Source organism: Marinimicrobium sp. UBA4209, from assembly GCF_002381585.1.
GTDB lineage: Bacteria > Pseudomonadota > Gammaproteobacteria > Pseudomonadales > Cellvibrionaceae > Marinimicrobium > Marinimicrobium koreense.
This window is the reverse complement of sequence record NZ_DFTP01000021.1, coordinates 18,642-37,812: the sequence shown is the minus strand read 5'-3', so window position 1 is coordinate 37,812 and position 19,171 is coordinate 18,642. Positions and strand designations below refer to the sequence as shown.

Here is a 19,171-nt window from a genome sequence, read left to right as displayed (position 1 = left end):
GACTGGCGTGCAGACTGTTTGACGTACCGATTTCGCTGGTCACCCTGATCTCCCGGGACAAACAGTGGTTCAAATCCGCGCAGGGACTCGGGGTGCCGGAAACTCCGAGAGATGTCGCTTTCTGCGCCCACGCCATCAACCATGATGAACTGCTGCTGGTCGAAGACGCGCGAGTGCACCCGGACTTCCATGACCACCCGGCGGTTACCGACGACCCCCATGTCCGTTTTTACGCGGGCCAGCCCATTCAATATCAGGGCCAACTGGTCGGCACTCTGTGTTTGGTGGATTATGTGCCGGGAACCTTAACGGAGGAGCAGAAAGATACCTTGCGCAGTCTGGCGGCGTGGGTGGAGAACGAGCTAAGGGTGGAGGCGCTCAGTGCGGAACAGACCCAGTTACTTGAAGAGCTGGATGAAGCCCGGCGGAACGCCCTGATCGACCCACTGACCAAGGCCTGGAATCGCCAGGGGATGGACGTATTGATGCAACGGGAGTTGGCGGTGGCGCAGCGGTCGGGCTCAGATGTTTGTGTGATGCTGGTCGACGTGGATTATTACAAACAGGTCAATGATCGTTATGGACACGTCGCCGGTGACGAAGTCTTGCGAGAAGTGGCGCAGCGGCTCCGGGGTGCTGTTCGGCCGCAGGATGTGGTGGCGCGCTACGGGGGCGATGAGTTCCTGGTGTTTGCCGCTCAGTGCCCGGCAGAAATGGGACAGTTTCTGGCGCGGCGGTTGGTCGAGCGGGTCAGTGTCGACCGGTGACGGCAGAGGGCGTGGAGATACCCCTGACTCTGAGTATCGGGGTGACCGCCGCCAATGCCGGCCCCGGCGTGTTGGCCACCAAGCTGGTCAATGCCGCCGATCAGGCGCTCTATGAAACCAAAGCTGCGGGTCGAAACGGGATGACCTTCCGGGCTTTTACTTAATCAACCCAGCGTAGGTTGTTGATCGATCTAAACATTTTTAATATAAAAAATCTTCAGCATTTCAAATCTGTCTAACCGAAAAAGATTCTGACGAAAGTCGTTTCGGGCCAGGACTTGACTGGCCCGAACTGCGAACGACGTCTCGTTTTTGAAATTTCCCGATGTGCTTGAATCGCCCCGTGAGAGAGGAGCGGTGCTGAAAGGATGCGTACAGCCTAAACCGACAACCATAACGTTAATCAAAAGGTTCAAGCATCATGGAAACTATCAACCCCAACCGGTTCTTACGCCGGTGCCTCGCAGTGGCTCTGTGCAGCTCCCTGGCAACCATCGCCCACGCCGATCTCGGCAGCAATCTTGCCCTCAGCGGCGGAGCGGATGGTTCGAGCAAAGGCGGTGGCAGCAGCTACGGCAACGTCAATGACGGCGATCTGAACAGTTACTGGCGGCCCAGTGGCACCAGTGATGAGCGGATCGGCGTGAAAAATTTTGATGCCACGTTCAATACCGTAATCATCCGTGAACTCAATGGCGCCACCACCGGGTGGCGTCTTGAAGATCACGATACCAACGAAGTGCTAGCGTCAGGCTCTACTTTGGGCAGCGAGCGGGTGATCAGCGGATTTGGTGACCGACAGATGTACAAGGTTAACCTGGTTATTGAAAGCGCCAACAGTGCACCGCAGATTGCCGAATTCGAGATCTACAACGATTCCGACGGCGGCGGTAGCTCATCCAGCAGCTCCAGAAGTTCGTCGTCCAGCTCCTCGGATTCTGGCGGCGAAACCGTTCGCTACGAGTCGGAAAACGCGGTCGATTTTGACGGCGTGGTGGCCACCAATCACTCCGGCTACAGTGGCAGCGGCTTCGTTGACCTTCTCAACGACAGTAACAGCTACATTGAATGGGTGGTCAATCAGGCGGATTCCGGCAACGCGACGCTGACGTTCCGGTACGCCAACGGCACTACCGCCAACCGTCCGATGACGGTCAGCGTGAATGGCCAGGTGGCGCATTCCAGCGTTGACTTCGAGGGCACCGGTGGCTGGTCCAGTTGGGACATCCAGACCGTGACGGTCAACCTGGCGGCGGGCAGCAATGTGATCCGCGCCGATGCCACGGTATCCTCGGGTGGGCCGAACTTCGATTACATTGAAGTCAGCGGCGGGGATGGTTCCTCCAGCTCCAGCAGCTCATCCTCGAGCTCGTCGTCCAGTTCTTCGTCCAGCTCGGTACCCAGCGATCCGGGTTCCCCGCTCTCCTGTCAGGAGGCCAACACGGTGCGTGGCTTTGCCTCCCTCGGTGGCGGCACCACGGGCGGTGCCGGCGGTGATGTGGTGACCGTTTCCTCGGGCACCGAACTGGAAGCGGCCCTGGATAACAAAGGCAGCAATCCGCTGACCATCTATGTCGATGGCACCATCACGCCCGGAAATTCCAGCGTGAGCAAGTTCGATATCAAGGACATGAACGACGTGTCCATCATCGGTGTGGGCAACAATGCCCTGTTTGATGGTATCGGCATCAAGATCTGGCGCGCCAACAATGTGATTGTCCGCAACGTCACCATGCGCTATGTCCGTATTGGCGACAAGGACCACATCACCATTGATGGCCCGTCCAGCAACATCTGGATTGACCACAACACCTTCTACAACTCGCTGGATGTGGGCAAGGACTACTACGACGAATTGGTCAGTGGTAAGAACGATATTGATAACATCACGGTCAGCTACAACATCCTGCGCGATAGCTGGAAGACCTCTCTGTGGGGCAGCAGTGATGGCGATGACTCCCACCGCCGGGTGACCTTCTGGGGCAACCACTGGGAAAACGCCAACTCCCGCTTGCCGCTGTTCCGTTTTGGTGAGGGTCATGTCATCAACAACTACTACGACGGCATACTCAGCACCGGCATCAATTCGCGGATGGGTGCCACTATCCGGATTGAAGGCAATGTGTTCGAGAACTCCCAGAACCCGATTGTCTCTTTCTACAGTGATGAAATCGGCTACTGGGATGTCCAGGACAACATTTTCTCAAATATCACCTGGGAAGAAGGATCAGGGGACGACATCATTGCCGGCCCCAATGTCCAGTCAACAGTCAGCTACACACCGCCCTACAGCTACTCTGCGCTTCCAGCGTCGGATGCCAAAGGGCATGTGCTGGCCAACGCCGGAGCCGGTGTGATCAGTAATTGCGTTGCACCCTGATCCCATCTGACTGACCCCAACCCGGTTTAGGCTGACACCCGCGGAGTTCGCTCCGCGGGTATTTCATTCAAAACTCTGATATCGCGACTCTCTCGCTATTTCAAACTTATCTAACCGGTTTCGTTGCGGCTAAATAAGTGTGACCTGGTTCACATTTTGGCTGGCTGAGAATGTGATTGAATCCCCGGTGAGAGACAGGAGCGGTGCTGAACGGACGCAAACCAAAAAACCATAACGTCAAACAAGGTTACGCACATGACAATCATCAACCAATCCGGGCGTATCAGCCGATACGCCTCCAAGGTCGTTTATTCCTCATTATTTTTTGCCTGTATCGCTCAAGCTGATCTGGGGCCGAACCTGGCGCTGGATGCCGGGGCCGATGGTTCCAGTAAAGCCAGTGGCAGCAGCTATGGCAACGCCATTGATGGCGACATGGCGAGCTACTGGCAACCGGGCTCCAGCAGTGATGAACGGATCGGTGTGAAAAACATCGGCAGCAGTTTCAATACTGTCATCATTCGTGAGCTGAACGGTGCCACGACGGGCTGGCGTCTTGAAGACCACGACACCGGTGAGGTGTTTGCCAGTGGTTCAACGCTTGGCTCCGAGCGGATCATTTCCGGATTTGGTGACCAGAGCCTGTATAAAATCAATCTGGTGATCGAGAGCGCGAGTGGCGCACCGCAGATTGCGGAGTTCGAAGTGTACAGCGCAACGGACAGCGGAAGCTCCAGTTCATCGTCTTCGAGTTCGTCGACATCACCAAGTAGCTCCTCCTCGGAGTCGTCCAGTTCCGAAAGCAACAGCTCGGATACGTCTTCCGATAGTTCATCCTCCGAAAGCAGCAGCTCCTCTGAAAGCTCCTCCAGCAGTTCTTCGAGTTCCCAGCCCGGCACACCGGGTGAAGTGCTGTCCTGTGAACAGGCCAACACCGTTCAGGGTTTTGCGTCCCTGGGCGCCGGCACGACCGGTGGTCAGGGCGGGGATGAAGTGACGGTGAGCACCGGCTCCGAGCTGGCCGCGGCACTCAGTAACAAAGGCGGCGCCCCGTTGACCATCTACGTCGATGGCACCATTACCCCGGACAATTCCAACGTGACCAAATTCGATATCAAGGACATGAACGACGTGTCCATCATCGGCGTGGGCGATAACGCCCTGTTTGATGGTATCGGCATCAAGATCTGGCGCGCCAATAATGTGATCGTGCGCAACATCACCATGCGCTATGTCCGCATTGGCGATAAAGATCACATTACCATTGACGGTCCGTCCAGCAATATCTGGATCGATCACAATACTTTCTACAACTCGCTGGACGTGGACAAGGACTACTACGACGAGTTGGTCAGTGGTAAAGGTGAGATCGACAACATCACCATCAGCTATAACATCCTGCGTGATAGCTGGAAAACCTCCCTGTGGGGAAGTAGTGACGGTGACGATTACGACCGCCGGATCACCTTCTGGGGGAACCACTGGGAGAACGCCAACTCGCGCTTGCCGTTGTTCCGCTTTGGTGAAGGGCATATCGTCAATAACTACTACGATGGCGTGATCAGCACCGGGATCAATTCACGTATGGGGGCCACCCTGCGTATTGAGGGCAATGTGTTCGAAGACGCTCAGAACCCGATCGTCTCCTTCTACAGCAGTGAGCTGGGCTACTGGGACGTTGAAGATAATACCTTCAATAACGTCAATTGGGTTGAGTACCCCAGCGATGGCGTGATTGCCGGACCTGATGTGCAGTCCACCACCAGCTATCTGCCCCCGTACAGCTACAGTCGTCTGTTTGCGGCGGATACCAAGGCTCACGTGTTGGCCAATGCGGGCGCCGGTATCGTGACCGATTGCCTGGATGCGCCGGTCAGTGGCGGCGGGGAGCAGTCATCCAGCTCGTCTTCCAGCAGTCAGAACAGTTCCAGTGAGTCCTCTTCAGAGAGTTCGTCGTCCGGTAATTCTTCCAGTGATAGCGGTGAGCCGGTTGAGTTGGGCAGTAATCTGGCTCTGAGTGGTGGCGCCGACGGTTCCAGCAAGGGTGGCGGTACCAGCTATGGCAACGTCAATGACGGCAATCTGGCCAGCTACTGGCAGCCGAGCGGCACCAGTGGTGAACGCATCGGAGTAAAAAATTTCAGTGGTACTTTCAATACCGTGATCATCCGAGAGCTCAATGGCGCCACGGAAAGTTGGCGTCTGGAAGATCACGATACCAATGAAGTACTCGCATCCGGCTCGACCCTGGGCAGCGAACGGATCATCACCGGTTTTGGTGACCGAGACCTTTACAAAGTCAACCTGGTTATCGACAGCGCCAGCAGTGCGCCGCAGATTGCCGAGTTTGAAATCTACAACGCGACCGGTGACGTATCTGACGGCGGCTCGTCCTCCAGCAGTTCGTCCAGTGACTCGTCTTCCAGCTCGTCCGACAGCAGCGACAGTTCGTCCAGCGATTCCTCATCGTCGGACAGCTCCAGCAGCAATTCGAGCAGCTCAAGCAGTCAGTCGAGCAGTAGCTTCCCGGATTACTCTGGACCGCTGAGTAATGATTGCGTGGAGTTGGCTACCAACCCGAACGTCAACTGGCGTGATACCGCCCTACAGACGGACCAGGAGATCGTTGAATGCCTGGCGCAGACTCTGGGCCGTGCCGTGGGCTATGGTGAAAACGCTCTGGGCGGCTATGACCCCAATGGCAACAGCACGCTGACTGTGATTACCAAAAGCAGCAGTGACTCGGTAGAGCAGCAGATTTTTGATGCCATGAGCAGCGAAGATCATCACTGGATTGTGTTCGACAAGAATGACTTTGCGCCCGAAACGGAAGTGGCCATGTACCGTCTGCACTGCAGCAACTCGGATGTTCTGAGCCGTATCGGTGGTACCGAGGCGGAGTGTGTCGATTACCGTCAGTGGTGTTCGAATCGCGGCTATAACGATCACGATCAGTGTCTGGAGGAGTTCTTCAACAATCGTCTGGACGATAAAGACCTTCCCATTCGCAACCCGGTGATCAGTTCCAATACCACCATCGACGGTCGCATGAGTAATGCCTACTTCCGCTTCAGTGGTTTTGCCATCGGGAAGGACAGCTCCGGTCAGCCGACCCAGACCGCCAACAGCGTGATTCTGACCCACCTGGATTTCCGCGGCGCGGGCCACACCGAAGATCACGGACTGGACCCGGACATGATTCGCTCTACCGGTGCGTCTCACGATATCTGGATTCACAAGAACACGTTTGACCTGACCGGTGACTCGGCGTTTGACGTGAAAGTCGGTGCCTACGATATCACCATGTCGTTCAACCGGGTGGTGGACGTCAAACGTGCCGCTTTGCACGGATCCAGTGATAGTCGTGAGATCAACGAAAACATCACCACTACCATGCACCACAATGCCTTTGTGACCCGGGATGATCTGTACTTCGAGTTTGGCAACACGGCGCGCCGGGTTCCGCTGATCCGTCGGGGCACGTCCCATATGTGGAACAACCTGTTCATGAACTACCGCAAAGACATCATCAGTGTCCGCGTGGGTGCCGACCTTCTATGGGAGGACAATGCGCTGGTCATCAATGGCGACTTCCAGGAGAAAGACGATATCAACAGCGCGCTGGACGAGCTGCAGGGCAACCTGACCCGCGATGTCAGCGGCGGCAGCTACCGCGCCGATGGGGTTTACCTATGGTTCGGTAATAGCGCGTGCGATATCAACGCCTCAACCCAGCGTGCGCTGACGGATGCGTCGGGCAGTGTCGGTGATCTGTCTCAGCAGTACACCGTGGCGTCTCGCGATACGATCAATGATTTCCGGCTGGATGCGGGACAGGACTTGATTGATTACGTGAGCGCGACCGCTGGCAAGTACGGCGAGCTGCCGTTCAACTCGCCACTCGCGGGCGATATCTACTACGTACTGAGCTTGGGCAAGGTGCCCTGTCAGTAAACCCGTCGATTTCCAACGACGGCGAATCCCCTCGCTTGACGGGCCGACCTTTGTGTCGGCCCTTTTTTGTCCGTCTCAACGGTATTCCCCATGGCGGGCCGGACGTTACGAATTGATATGTCCGTTATTTATTGGTCTGGTGATGATTCAAGCCAGGGTCTGCGGCCGTCTTTGCGGCCGACAGGGAGGGTTTTGGCGGTGGACTCGATCCAGTCCCGGACTTCTTCGGTCAACTGCTTGCGATCTTTGCCCTCGCTGGAAATCGGCTCGCCGATCACCATCGTGATGGTGCCCGGGTACTTCAGGTAATCCTTATGGGGCCAGCATTCGGCACCATTGTGGGCCACTGGGATGACCGGGCAGCCGGCGGTGCAGGCAATATCGGCGCCGCTGCGGGCGTAGGGCACCACCTGACCGGGACGGGTGCGGGTACCCTCCGGGAAAATCAGCACGTTATTGCCATCCTTGATGGCCTGGACGCCCTTCTTCTTCACATCACGCAGCGCCTGGGTTTTATTGCTCCGATCGATGGCGATGGGTTTCAGTGCCGCCAGGCCCCAACCGAAAAACGGGATGCGCAGCAGTTCTTTTTTCAGAATGGTGGAGATGGGCTGGAAGAACAGTTGTAAGTACAAGGTTTCCCACACGCCCTGGTGCTTGGACATCACCACATAGGGTTGCAGATCGTTGCGGATATCGCCTCGCACCTCAATGCGGATATTGCAGCAGAACCAGAGCCAGAACATCACAAAGCGGTTCCACTGATTGATCAGCCGGTAGCGCCATTGGTAGGGAAGAAACGGCCAGATCAGTGTGCTCAAAGCACCAAACAGGATCCCCGATCCGTAGTAGCCAATATCGAAAATCGTGGTGCGGACGTAGAGAAAGGCTTTGTACAACACGGTTAAGGCTGTCCTTCGTGGTCTTGCGGATCGGAGGGGGCGGCGTCGGCCTGTTCGGGCTCTGACAGCAGCGCTGTCACCGCGGCCTCCAGGTGGTCGAAAATGCGCACCTGTTCCAGCTCGGCGGCATCCAGGAACGAGGCCAGTTCGGCTTCGGTCTCACGTCCGCGCCCGGTGCGCACCAGGCAGGGCTGACAGCCCTTGGTCAGGGCTGCTTGCAGATCTTTGCTGGTGTCGCCCACAAACCAGGCCGACTGCACCGAGGTGTTGAACACCGCCTCGATGGCATCGAGCATGCCGGTTTTGGGTTTGCGGCACTTGCAGTCCTCGTCCGGGTGGTGGGGGCAGTAAAAAATCGCCTCCAGCTTGCCGCCGTTTTCTTCCACCAGGGCGGTAAGTTTGGCGTGCATGGCCTCCAGGTCGTCCAGGTCGAAAAGGCCCCGGGCGAGGCCGGACTGGTTGGTGGCCACTACCGGTGTGAAACCGGCCCGACTGAGCCGGGCGATGGCTTCAATGCTGCCGGGAATGGGCTGCCATTCCTCGACGGACTTGATGTAATCGCCGGCGTCTTCGTTGATCACGCCGTCCCGGTCCAGAATGATCAGTTTCATGGCTCAGCCTTTCGCCGGAGCGAGCAGGGAAATATCGGCGACCGCCAGGAACAGGTCACCCAGTTGCTGCAGCAGTGCCAGACGGTTATTGCGCAGCTTGTCATCCTCCGCGTTGACCATTACCTGGTCGAAGAAAGCATCCACCGGCTCCTGCAGGTCCGCCAGTTGCGTCAGCGCCTCGGTGTAAGCGCGTTTGGCAAACAGAGGCTCGACCACCTTGGCTTTCGCCTGCACCGCTTCGGCCAGCGCTTTTTCGGCGGACTCCTGCAGCAGGGCGGGGTCGAGCTCACCGGCCGGCGCGCCGGACTTGGCCAGAATATTGGCTACCCGCTTGTTGGCGGCGGCGAGCGCCTGGGCCTGGGGCAACTGATAAAACTCGTGCACCGCCTTCACCCGCTGGTCGATATCCAGAGGATTGCTGACTTTGCGCGCACTCACCGCGAGGAACACTTCCACCGGAATGCCGGCGTCTTCGTACCAGGCGCGGAAGCGCTCGAGCATATAGTCCAAGATACGGTTGAGTGGAGCTCCCGCTTTGGGGGTTCCTGAGATGAGGCCGTGCAAGGTTAACGAGTCTACCAAAAGTTTGCGTAAGTCTAGGTCTAAGTTTTTCTCTACTAAAAGGCGCAAAGCTCCGAGACTCGCTCGGCGTAAAGCAAACGGATCTTTGGAGCCTGTAGGCTGCTGTCCGATGCCGAAAATGCCGGAAATTGTATCCAGGCGGTCCGCCAGGGCGATGATGGCTCCGGTAGTGGTTTCCGGCAGCGCGTCGCCGGCAAACTTGGGAAGGTATTGCTCCTTCATGGCCTGGGCGACTTCTTCGTGCTCGCCGTCGTTGCGAGCATAGTAGTAACCAGCGATGCCCTGCATTTTGTCGAATTCCAAGACCATTTCGGTGACTAGGTCAGACTTGCACAGTTGGCCGGCACGTGTTGCTAGCGAGGGGTTTGCTCCGATCTCTGCAGCAATTATGTGAGCTAAAGCCGCGATGCGCTCGGTTTTCTCGAACACGCTGCCAAGCTGTTTCTGGAACACGATGGGCTTGAGCTGCTCACGGCGACTTTCCAGAGTGTGCTTGAGGTCGGTATCGAAGAAGAAGGCAGCATCGGACAGGCGCGGGCGGATCACCCGCTCGTTGCCGTCGATGACCTGTTCCGGATCGTCGCTTTCGATATTGGCCACGGTGATGAAGTGGGGCATCAGCTTGCCCTGAGCGTCCACCAGGTGAAAGTACTTCTGGTGTTCTTTCATGGAGGCAATCAGCGCTTCGGCGGGCACGTTCAGGAAGCGCTTTTCGAAGTTGCCCAGCAGCGCCACCGGCCACTCCACCAGCGCGGTCACTTCATCCAGAAGATCGTCGTCGATCACCGCCGTACCGCCGACTTTTTTGGCTTCCGCGTCCACCTGCTCGCGAATCAGGTCCCGACGGGCGTCCATATCGGCCAGTACATAGCCGGTGGAGGCCAGCTTCTCGAGATAGTCGCTCGGGTTGAACAGATCCAGCTCGTGGTTGTAATGGAAGCGGTGGCCGCGGGTGCAGCGGTTGGCGCGCAGTCCGAGCACTTCGGCGTCGACGATTTCGTCGCCGTAGAGCATCACCAGCCAGTGGGCCGGACGGACAAATTCGGTGCGGCTGGCGCCCCAGCGCATGCGCTTGGCGATGGGCAGCTTGGCCAGGGCGTCATTGACGATATCGCCCAACAGCTCTACCACCGACTGGCCGCCGGCCTTGGAGCGGGCCACCAGTTTGTCCGCCTTGCCGTCATTCTCGGTGGTCAGCTCGGTCACGCTCAGGCCGTTTTTACTGGCGAAGGCCTCGGCGGCCTTGGTGGGGTTGCCGTCCTGATCGAAGGCAATCTTGGCCGGCGGGCCGTAGGTGACCACCTCTTTGACCGGGGTCTGCTCGGCCAGGTCTCTTACCAATACCGCCAGGCGGCGCGGGCTGGCGTAGGCGTGAATGGCATCGTAGTCCAGATCCTGGGTGTCCAGGCCGCCGGCGATGCCCTCGCGCAGGGCGTTCATCAGGGTTTTCAGGGCTTTGGGGGGCAGCTCTTCGGTGCCCAGTTCAAACAGAAAATCGGCACTCATTGGTCGTCTCCCTCTGCCGCGAGAAGTTCATTGCGCAGGGCTTCGGGGGCCAGGGGGAAGCCCAGGGCCTTGCGGGCGTCGAAGTAGGCCTGAGCGACGGCCCGGGCCAGGCTGCGCACCCGCAGAATAAAGCGCTGCCGTTCAGTCACGGAAATGGCGTGACGGGCGTCCAGCAGGTTGAACGCGTGGGAGGCCTTCATCACCATTTCATAGGCCGGCAGGGGCAGCCCCTCCCCGATCAGGCGCTCGCTCTCGCGCTCGTAGACATCAAAACTGTTGAACAGCGACTCGGTGTCGGCCTGCTCGAAGTTGTATTTGGACATTTCCACTTCGTTCTGGTGGAACACATCGCCGTAGGTGACCTTGTCGCCCGCCGGGTTCACGGTCCAGACCAGATCGTAAATGGAGTCCACCCCTTGCAGGTACATGGCAATCCGCTCCAGACCATAGGTGATCTCGCCGGTGACCGGGTAGCACTCGAGGCCACCCACCTGTTGGAAGTAGGTGAACTGGGTGACTTCCATGCCGTTCAGCCAGACTTCCCAGCCCAGGCCCCAGGCCCCGAGGGTGGGCGATTCCCAGTTATCTTCCACAAAGCGGATGTCGTGGATCGCGGGATCAATGCCCAGCTCCTTCAGCGAACCCAGGTACAGCTCCTGAATGTTGGCCGGGGAGGGCTTCATTACCACCTGAAACTGGTAATAGTGCTGCAGCCGATTGGGATTCTCGCCGTAGCGGCCGTCGGTGGGCCGGCGGCAGGGCTGCACGTAGGCGGCGTTCCAGGTTTCCGGGCCGATCGAGCGCAGGAAGGTGGCCGGGTGAAAGGTGCCCGCGCCCACTTCCAGGTCCAGCGGTTGCAGGATCACGCAGCCCTGGCGTGCCCAGTAGGATTGCAGGGCGAGAATCAGCCCCTGAAAGGTACTGACATCGGGCGAGTGGGCGCCGGCGGGGGTTTGACTGTCTGACACGGGTAACCTGCCTCCGAGCATGAGGTCGAGAAATTGAAGTCGCGTTATATAACGCGCCAGTCGCCAGGACGCTGATGGTGCACCAGGGCCCTGAGCGAAAACAGCCGCGAATTATAGCGGTAGTTGGGGGGTGATTGGTACGGCTGGTTGCCGTAAACTGCGCGCACTTTGGCGATTTAACGGTGGTTTAGGCATGAAAGAACGGTTCGCCGTATGGATGTTGAAGCTCCTCGGGCGCCTGCCGTTGTCTGTGGGGCGAGTGTTCGGCGGCTTTGCCGGCTGGCTGATGTGGCTCAGCAGTGGCCGCTCTGCCCGTATTACCCGGCAGAACCTGGCACTGTGCCAGCCCCATATCAAAGATCGGGCCCGGGAGCGGCTGGTGCGCCAGAGCCTCACCGAGACCGGCAAAACCGTCGCGGAGGCGGCGGCGGTCTGGCTGCACTCCTGGGAATGGCTGCAGCGGCATATTGTCGAGGTGGAAAACGACGAGGCGCTCAAGACGGCCCTGACCGAAGGGCAAGGTGTACTGGTTCTTGCGCCCCATTTAGGCAACTGGGAAGCGGTTGGTCCCTTTCTGGCCAGCTACGCCCGTTTGACGGCGCTCTACCAGCCGCCTCGTCAGCCGGCACTGGACGAGATGATTCTCAAAGGGCGCAGCAAAGACAATATCGATATGGCGCCGACCAATCGCCGAGGAGTCAGTCAACTGCTTAAAGCGCTGAAGCGGGGTGAGATTGTCGCGATTCTGCCCGACCAGGTGCCCGAGCGTGGCAATGGTGCGGAAGTGGCGCCCTTCTTCGGGCAACCGGCGCTTACCATGACACTGGTGCACGGTCTGATTCAACGCACTGGCTGCAAGGTCGTGAGTGTGTTCGCCCAGCGGGTTCCAAAAGGTTTCAAAATGGTGGTTCTGCCCGCAGACGAACGGATATACGCGGAGGATGCGGCTGAGTCAGTCGCCGGCCTGAACCGCAGCGTGGAAGACTGTGTGCTCAGAGCGCCGACCCAATATCAATGGGAATACAAGCGGTTTCGCCGGCTACCGGATGACTACGCGCCCCGCTATTGAACAATTTCCAGGCCTTAACCTTTGTAACGCAGGCCGTTGACGCCGCCAGCCCCCGCACTGGGGTACACTGTATGAATATGATCATCAATCGGAAGGGAAACATGAACAACCGTCCCCTGAAATGGGTGGCCTTGCTGCCGTTATTGACACTCCTCTCGGCGTGCAGCACCCATCACGTTCTCGTCAAAAAAGCGGATATGGAAGCCGCCAATCAGTGCCTGTTGGCACAACAGCAGCGCGATCTGACTTTTGAGCAACAACAGCAGCAAATTGCCGAGGCGCTGGAGCTGCTGCGCCAGAGCATTGAGCTGCAGCAACAGGATGAGCAAGCGCTGCGCGATCTGGTTGAAAGTGAACGAGACGGGCGTGAGTCCAGGGGCGCTGGTAGCGAATGTGCGCAGGGCCTGGCTCTGCCGGTTCCCGGTGACGCCATGGACAAAAAGGTCGTAGGTGCCAAAGAGCGGGTACTGCTGACGGACCTGGGAATTGTTTTGCAGTCCCGGGTCGACACGGGCGCGACCACCTCCTCCATGGACGCCCGGGAGATTGAGATCTTTGAGCGCAACGGTGATGAGTGGGTGCGGTTCAAAATTCACGACCCGGCCCTGGACCAGCTGGTGGAGCTGGAACGTCCCCGGTCGCGCAAAGTCCGTATTATTCAGGCCAGCAGCGAAGATGTTGAAAAACGCCCGGTGGTGGAAATGCGCATCACCATGGGCTCCTTGACCCAGATGGCGGAATTCACCCTGTCAGATCGCAGCCATATGGAGTTTCCCCTGTTAATTGGCCGCAATGTCCTGCGCGATGTCATGTTGGTAGACGTCGCCCGGGATAATATTACCGAACCCAAACCGCCCAAACCTTCGGATGTCGACAAGAGCACTGACGAATGACCCAATCCCGCGTCCCCTTCTACCTGATTGTGGTGAGTCTGGTGGTGGCCGGGTTGGCGACCGCCTGGGCCCGGCATGTGGAAATGGAGCTGCCCTTCTGGCCCGGTGAGCAGCGGCCGGTCTGGTTGGTGGAAGCCCGGGTCGATTTTCAGGCCACCGGGGGCGAGGTGCTGGTCAGCCTGGATTTGCCCGATAATCCGCCGGATTTCCGCCTGCACACCGAACACGCAACGTCCCCCGGGTACGGCTTCTCCATCATCGAAGAGGGTGGTGATCGCCGGGGGGAGTGGTCCAAACGCGAAGCGAGGGGGCCTCAAACGCTGTATTACAAAGCGCAACTGATCGGTGGTGTGTCGGAAGTAGGGCCGCAACCAAGCCCCGATGATGAGCAACAAGCGCCGAAGCCCCGCTCACTGTACTGGGAAGAGCCGCAGGATACAGCGGCCAATCAGTTGTTGTCTCAGGCGTTGGAGACATCCAGTACCCCCGAGAGCCTGACCCGCGAGCTGATCAAGCGACTGAACAACCCGACCGGCGATCAGAATGCGTCGTTGCTGATCGAAGAGGTGGGCAGTCGTTCCCTGCTGCTGGAACGGCTGCTGAACCAGGCCGATATTCCCGCCCGCCAGGTCATGGGTCTGTTTCTGGAAGACGCCCGTCGCCGCCAGACACTGACCCCGATGGTGGAAGCCTACAATGGCGAGGAGTGGGTGCTGTTCAACCCTCAGACCGGTGAACAGGGCGTGCCGGAGAACTTGGTGCTCTGGCATCGCGGCGGAGCGTCCCTGCTCGACGTCACCGGGGGGCGAAACTCCGGGGTCAGCTTCTCCATGATCCGCCAGACCGTGCCCGCTGAAGAGCTGGCGGTGGCGCAATTCAGTGACAGTGCCTTCGCCCTGCTGGGGGTTCAGCAGCTTCCCATTGAAGAGCAGAGCATGTTCAAAATGCTTTTCCTGTTGCCGCTGGGTGCATTGGTCGTGGTGTTCATGCGCATTATTGTGGGCCTCAAAACCTCCGGTACCTTTATGCCGGTACTGATCTCCCTGGCGTTTCTGCAAACCTCACTGCTGCCCGGCCTGATCAGTTTTGTGGTGGTAGTGTCGCTCGGGCTGATGCTGCGCAGCTACCTCTCACACCTGAACCTGTTGCTGGTGGCCCGGATCGCGACGCTGGTGGTGCTGGTGATCTTCCTGATTTCGATGCTGAGCCTGCTCGGCTATCAGTTGGGATTCAGTACCGGTATGACCATCACCTTTTTCCCGATGATCATCATCGCCTGGACCATCGAGCGCATGTCGATTCTCTGGGAGGAGGAAGGTGCCCACGAAGTGGTGATTCAGGGCGGGGGCAGTCTGCTGGTGGCGGTGATGGCGTATCTGTTGATGCAACTGCCCCTGGCCAACCATCTGAGCTTCAACTTTCCGGAGCTGAACCTGGTGATCCTGGCGTTGATCATGCTGATGGGCCAATACACCGGCTATAAATTGTCGGAATTGCGCCGGTTCCGGGCCATGGCGCTGGAGCAGGAAGCCGCCGCGGGGTCGGACAAACCATGAAGTGGATCAGCCCCTGGCGTCTGAAAAAGCTGGGTATTCTCGGCATGAATGCCCGCAACCGGGAGTTCATTGGCCGCTACAATACCCGCTCGCGCTATCCGCTGGTGGATGACAAACTGAAAACCAAACTGCTCACTGAGGAGTTTGGTTTGGCAACGCCGGCCCTGCGCTTTGTGGTGTCGGAGCAGCACGCGATCAGCCACATCGAGAAACAGCTTCACGAACTCGATGGCTTCGCGGTGAAGCCCGCCAAAGGCTCCGGCGGTAAAGGCATTCTGGTGATTACTGGCCGCAATGGGGGCAAGTTTGTAAAGGCCTCCGGAGCGGAAATTGACATTGAAGAAATCCGTCGGCACATGTCCAACACTCTCGCCGGTCTGTACTCCCTGGGGGGCAAGCCCGATGTGGTGATCGTCGAGGACCTGATTGAGTTCGACGATATTTTTGAGGGCTATTCCTACGAGGGCGTGCCGGATATCCGTGTGGTGGTCTTCAAAGGCTACCCGGTGATGGCCATGCTGCGCCTGGCCACCCATGCCTCCGATGGCAAGGCGAATCTCCACCAGGGCGCCGTGGGCGTGGGGCTGGATATTGCCACGGGACGCTGCCTGAAGGCGGTCCAGTTCGGTCTGGGCGTCTCCTTGCACCCGGACACCAAGAAGCCCCTGAACGAAATCAAGGTGCCGGACTGGCGCTCAATGCTGGTGCTCGCCTCGCGCTGCTATGGAATGACCGGTCTGGGATACATCGGCACCGACATTGTGCTCGATAAAAGCCGGGGACCCCAGCTCCTGGAGCTCAATGCCCGTCCGGGGCTGGCGATTCAGGTGGCTAACGGCTTGGGACTGCTACCCCGATTGCGCCATATTGAGTCCCTGAAGGCCGGCCTGCACAAGACGCCGGAGGCCCGTGTGGATTATGTGATGAAGGCCTTTGCCGAAGCGATTCCCGAGGACCCGGCGGCCGGGCCAGCCCAGAAAATTGCCTGATTCCCTTCGGTTTACGCGCAAACCGCCGATACGCTAGTGTATCCCCCTGACACCAGACTCACTTCGGACTCCGGGACTGCCCATGAACGGTAAGGCGCAACACGCCCAGAAACTGCTGCTTTTCAAGCTTACGCCTACTCAGAGCTTTGCGATGGGCACGCTCAAGGTGCGTGAGATCATTCCCTATACCCGTTTCAACCGCATTCTGCAGGAACACCCGGCGATTCTCGGCGCGACCACCGTGCGGGGCAAAACCATTCCGGTCATCGATATGGCGGCGGCGGTGGGCTACAAACCCTTGTCCGACGAGGAGATGCGTCAGGGGTCGATCATCATAACCGACTGCCAGCGCAAGGACATTGGCTTTCTGGTGCGCGGTATCGACCGGATTGTGGATGCCAACTGGAAAGAGGTGAAGGCGCCCCCGCAGATGCTGGGCAAGAGGGCCTTTGTCACCGGCCTGTATATGCACGAGGATCAGGCGGTTCAGTTGATCGACCTGGAACTGCTTTTTGCCCAGGTTTACCCCGATCCGCCGGGCCGCCGTCGGGCGGTGCTGACCGATGTCCAGCGTGAACAGCTCAAGCCGCTGAATATCCTGCTGGTGGACGACTCCCATGTGGCCCGCAAGCAACTCCAGGATGCGCTGGACGGACTGAATATTCCCTACCAGGTACTGACCAATGGCGAAAAAGCCCTGCAGCGAATGCGCCAGGCGGCCAAAGGCAACAACGCCATTGATATTCTGGTGAGTGATATCGAAATGCCGGGGCTCGACGGTTACGAGCTGGCCTTCAGCGTGCGTGACGACAAGGCGCTGAGCCACGCTTACATCATTCTGCACACCTCACTGAACAGCGAAATGAGTGTGAGCTATGCCCATCAGGTTGGTGCCAATGAAGCGCTCACCAAGTTCGACGCCGAGGAGCTGGTCCACGCTATGCTTCGCGGCGCCAAAACACTGACCGAGGGCTGATTAAAGCACCATGACGCCTTCGGCTTCGAACAGCGCGCCCTTGGGTAACTGGTTGATACCCACCGCAGCACGGGCGGGGAACGGCTGGCGGAAGTGGCGCGCCATGACTTCGTTGACCACGGTAAAGTTGTCCAGATCGGTCAGATAGAGGTTCAGCTTGACGATGTGGTTCAGGCTGCCATTGGCGGCTTCACACACGGCGGCCAGGTTTTTAAAGACCTGCTCGGCCTGGGCTTCAAAGCCTCCGTCCACCAACTCCATGGTTTCCGGGTTCAGCGGAATCTGGCCCGACAGGTAAACGGTATTGTCGACTTTGACGGCTTGCGAGTAAGTGCCGATGGCCTCCGGGGCCTTATCGGTGTGGATCACGGCGCGGTTGGTCATAACAGAATCCTTCGGTAATGCTCTGCGTGGGAAAACCACTCAGTATAGTGATTGGCGGGCGTCAGGGCCAGATATTGCGCGGCGCCCTCATCGAGACGCCCTGCGCGAGCTACCCGAAATGGGGTACAATGCGCGCCTTTGTGGTGCAGCCCACCATAAGCCTCTTTCCCCACAAACGACAATCACAACAACGCTCCGAATGACGGTATGCAGCACAGTAGGCGGCATGCCGGCGGTGGCGTCGTTCACAGTTACGGACCGCACATGACCACTTCCACCAGCCCGACCCTGACCAAAGCCCAGATGTGGCTGATCGAAATCGCCCTGGCCGTGGGCGGTTTTGGTATCGGTACCGGGGAGTTCGCCACCATGGGCCTGATGCCGGGTATCGCCGAGGGTCTGGGGGTGAGCGAGCCTCAGGTCGGTCATGTCATCAGCAGCTACGCACTGGGTGTGGTAGTGGGGGCACCGCTGCTGGCGGTGTTTGGCGCGCGGCTGTTCCGGCGGCACTTGCTGATCGGTCTGATGGGCTTTTACACCCTGGCCAATATCGCCAGTGCCCTGGCGCCGAGCTATGAGTCGCTGCTGGCATTCCGGTTTATTGCCGGCCTGCCCCACGGTACCTATTTCGGGGTGGCCGCTCTGGTGGTGGCCAGTCTGGCGCCGCCCAGTGATCGGGGCAAGGCGGTCAGCCGGGTGATGATCGGGCTGACCCTGGCGGTGTTGATCGGCAACCCGCTGGCAACCTGGCTGGGTCAGTCCATCAGTTGGCGCTATGCTTTTGTCCTGGTCGCGGCGGTGTCGTTTCTGACGGTGATCCTGATTGTCATTTACCTGCCCCTGGACCGAAACCAGCCCCGTAACCGCCCGGTGGCCGAACTCAAGGCGTTTCACCGCCCTCAGGTATGGCTGGCCCTGATGATCGGTGCCACCGGCTTTGCCGGCGTCTTCTGCGTGTTCAGCTATCTGGCCCCTACCCTGCTGTACGTCACCGAGGTGGAAAAAGGCTGGATTCCCATCGCCATGGCGACCTTCGGCGCGGGCGGCTTTCTGGGCAATATTCTCGGCGGCTGGTTGTTCGACAAATTCCAGTTCAAGGCGGTGGGCGGCGCGTTGCTCTGGAGCCTGGCGGTGTATCTGGTGTTCCCTTCGGCCACCGGTGAGCTGTGGAGCATTCTGATGATGACCTTCCTGGTGGGCACGGTGGCGGCGGTATCACCGCCCCTTCAGACCCACCTGATGGATGTGGCGGTGGGCGCCCAGACCCTGGCTGCCGCCTCCCACCACGCGGCCTTCAATACGGCGAATGCCATTGGCCCTATGCTGGGAGGCCTGGCGATTTCGGCGGGCTTGGGTTGGAGTTCGACGGGTTATGTCGGTGCCACCACGGCCGTGGCGGGGCTGGTGTTTTTCGCATTGGCCTGGCGGATGGAGCGGCGTCAGGCTTAAAAAGGCCGCGAGCGGAGTGGTCAAACCTGGCAAATCATGAAAAGGCCATCAAAAACTAATATAAATCATATTATTGGTGGCTGGATGTGTTTTTTTGATCATCAGAGCAATATTATTTCGTTATATATATAAAAATAGGCATAAAAGACACTCATTTATCGCTCCGGCGATAGATCCTGACATTC

15 protein-coding genes are annotated in these 19,171 nt (G+C 58.6%); 10 read left to right on the top strand and 5 right to left on the bottom strand.

The genetic code is table 11. The features are described from left to right. The 4 genes from B3187_RS03700 to B3187_RS03685 form a co-directional block, all read left to right on the top strand. Nucleotides 1-767 (top strand): sensor domain-containing diguanylate cyclase (locus B3187_RS03700; RefSeq protein WP_286804628.1); only part of this gene is annotated, 767 nt, incomplete at its 5' end. Between the two features lie 11 nt (nt 768-778). Further along, nucleotides 779-931, top strand: coding sequence for a GGDEF domain-containing protein (locus tag B3187_RS03695; protein WP_286804627.1), 153 nt, complete (start codon nt 779-781; stop codon nt 929-931). 257 nt (nt 932-1,188) lie between these two features. Next, nucleotides 1,189-3,147: a carbohydrate-binding protein gene (locus tag B3187_RS03690; protein WP_286804626.1), complete on the top strand. Its 1,959-nt coding sequence runs from the start codon at nt 1,189-1,191 to the stop codon at nt 3,145-3,147. A 255-nt stretch (nt 3,148-3,402) separates the two neighbouring features. Beyond that, a complete protein-coding gene (locus B3187_RS03685) occupies nt 3,403-7,101 on the top strand; it encodes a hypothetical protein (RefSeq protein WP_286804625.1) in 3,699 nt (1,232 codons plus the stop codon). Between the two features lie 128 nt (nt 7,102-7,229). Here the strand turns inward: B3187_RS03685 and B3187_RS03680 are convergent, their stop codons facing one another. Genes B3187_RS03680 through glyQ form a run of 4 tightly spaced genes read right to left on the bottom strand, consistent with a single transcriptional unit; the run spans nt 7,230 to nt 11,670 of the window. Further along, nucleotides 7,230-8,003, bottom strand: a complete 774-nt coding sequence (locus B3187_RS03680) for a lysophospholipid acyltransferase family protein (RefSeq protein WP_246004400.1) — start codon at nt 8,001-8,003, stop codon at nt 7,230-7,232. Nucleotides 8,004-8,005: 2 nt separating this feature from the next. Next, entirely contained in the window at nt 8,006-8,614 is a 609-nt protein-coding gene (gmhB, locus tag B3187_RS03675) for a D-glycero-beta-D-manno-heptose 1,7-bisphosphate 7-phosphatase (RefSeq protein WP_286804624.1), read from the bottom strand. Nucleotides 8,615-8,617: 3 nt separating this feature from the next. Then, on the bottom strand, nt 8,618-10,702 hold the full coding sequence (gene glyS / locus B3187_RS03670; protein WP_286804623.1) for a glycine--tRNA ligase subunit beta: 2,085 nt from the start codon (nt 10,700-10,702) through the stop codon (nt 8,618-8,620). Beyond that, nucleotides 10,699-11,670 carry a glycine--tRNA ligase subunit alpha gene (glyQ, locus tag B3187_RS03665; protein WP_024461667.1) on the bottom strand — a complete coding sequence of 324 codons (972 nt, stop codon included), beginning with the start codon at nt 11,668-11,670 and terminating at the stop codon, nt 10,699-10,701. Before glyQ ends, glyS begins: the two co-directional genes overlap by 4 nt. 193 nt (nt 11,671-11,863) lie before the next feature. Between glyQ and B3187_RS03660 the strand changes: the two genes are divergently transcribed. From B3187_RS03660 to B3187_RS03640, 5 genes are all read left to right on the top strand, one after another. Further along, entirely contained in the window at nt 11,864-12,739 is an 876-nt protein-coding gene (locus B3187_RS03660) for a lysophospholipid acyltransferase family protein (protein ID WP_286804622.1), read from the top strand. A gap of 101 nt (nt 12,740-12,840) precedes the next feature. Beyond that, nucleotides 12,841-13,632, top strand: coding sequence for an ATP-dependent zinc protease (locus B3187_RS03655; RefSeq protein WP_286804620.1), 792 nt, complete (start codon nt 12,841-12,843; stop codon nt 13,630-13,632). Then, entirely contained in the window at nt 13,629-15,188 is a 1,560-nt protein-coding gene (locus B3187_RS03650) for an inactive transglutaminase family protein (RefSeq protein ID WP_286804619.1), read from the top strand. Before B3187_RS03655 ends, B3187_RS03650 begins: the two co-directional genes overlap by 4 nt. Further along, entirely contained in the window at nt 15,185-16,177 is a 993-nt protein-coding gene (locus B3187_RS03645) for an alpha-L-glutamate ligase-like protein (RefSeq protein ID WP_286804618.1), read from the top strand. The genes B3187_RS03650 and B3187_RS03645 overlap by 4 nt, the downstream gene beginning before the upstream one ends. An 82-nt stretch (nt 16,178-16,259) precedes the next feature. Further along, complete coding sequence (locus tag B3187_RS03640; RefSeq protein WP_286804617.1) at nt 16,260-17,153, top strand: chemotaxis protein; 894 nt, start codon at nt 16,260-16,262, stop codon at nt 17,151-17,153. Here the strand turns inward: B3187_RS03640 and B3187_RS03635 are convergent, their stop codons facing one another. Beyond that, nucleotides 17,154-17,537: a RidA family protein gene (locus B3187_RS03635; protein WP_123638667.1), complete on the bottom strand. Its 384-nt coding sequence runs from the start codon at nt 17,535-17,537 to the stop codon at nt 17,154-17,156. Nucleotides 17,538-17,801: 264 nt separating this feature from the next. On the opposite strand from B3187_RS03635, the gene B3187_RS03630 reads away from it, so the two are divergent. Beyond that, complete coding sequence (locus B3187_RS03630; protein ID WP_286804616.1) at nt 17,802-18,986, top strand: MFS transporter; 1,185 nt, start codon at nt 17,802-17,804, stop codon at nt 18,984-18,986. Nucleotides 18,987-19,171: the final 185 nt, after the last annotated feature.

Bases quoted from the DNA above. Each gene is read 5' to 3' on its own strand.
- B3187_RS03650 (WP_286804619.1), top strand. From the start codon at position 13,629: ATGACCCAATCCCGCGTCCCCTTCTACCTGATTGTGGTGAGTCTGGTG.
- glyS (WP_286804623.1), bottom strand. From the start codon at position 10,702: ATGAGTGCCGATTTTCTGTTTGAACTGGGCACCGAAGAGCTGCCCCCC.
- B3187_RS03690 (WP_286804626.1), top strand. From the start codon at position 1,189: ATGGAAACTATCAACCCCAACCGGTTCTTACGCCGGTGCCTCGCAGTG.
- B3187_RS03630 (WP_286804616.1), top strand. From the start codon at position 17,802: ATGACCACTTCCACCAGCCCGACCCTGACCAAAGCCCAGATGTGGCTG.
- B3187_RS03655 (WP_286804620.1), top strand. From the start codon at position 12,841: ATGAACAACCGTCCCCTGAAATGGGTGGCCTTGCTGCCGTTATTGACA.
- B3187_RS03635 (WP_123638667.1), bottom strand. From the start codon at position 17,537: ATGACCAACCGCGCCGTGATCCACACCGATAAGGCCCCGGAGGCCATC.
- gmhB (WP_286804624.1), bottom strand. From the start codon at position 8,614: ATGAAACTGATCATTCTGGACCGGGACGGCGTGATCAACGAAGACGCC.
- B3187_RS03660 (WP_286804622.1), top strand. From the start codon at position 11,864: ATGAAAGAACGGTTCGCCGTATGGATGTTGAAGCTCCTCGGGCGCCTG.
- B3187_RS03685 (WP_286804625.1), top strand. From the start codon at position 3,403: ATGACAATCATCAACCAATCCGGGCGTATCAGCCGATACGCCTCCAAG.
- B3187_RS03645 (WP_286804618.1), top strand. From the start codon at position 15,185: ATGAAGTGGATCAGCCCCTGGCGTCTGAAAAAGCTGGGTATTCTCGGC.
- B3187_RS03640 (WP_286804617.1), top strand. From the start codon at position 16,260: ATGAACGGTAAGGCGCAACACGCCCAGAAACTGCTGCTTTTCAAGCTT.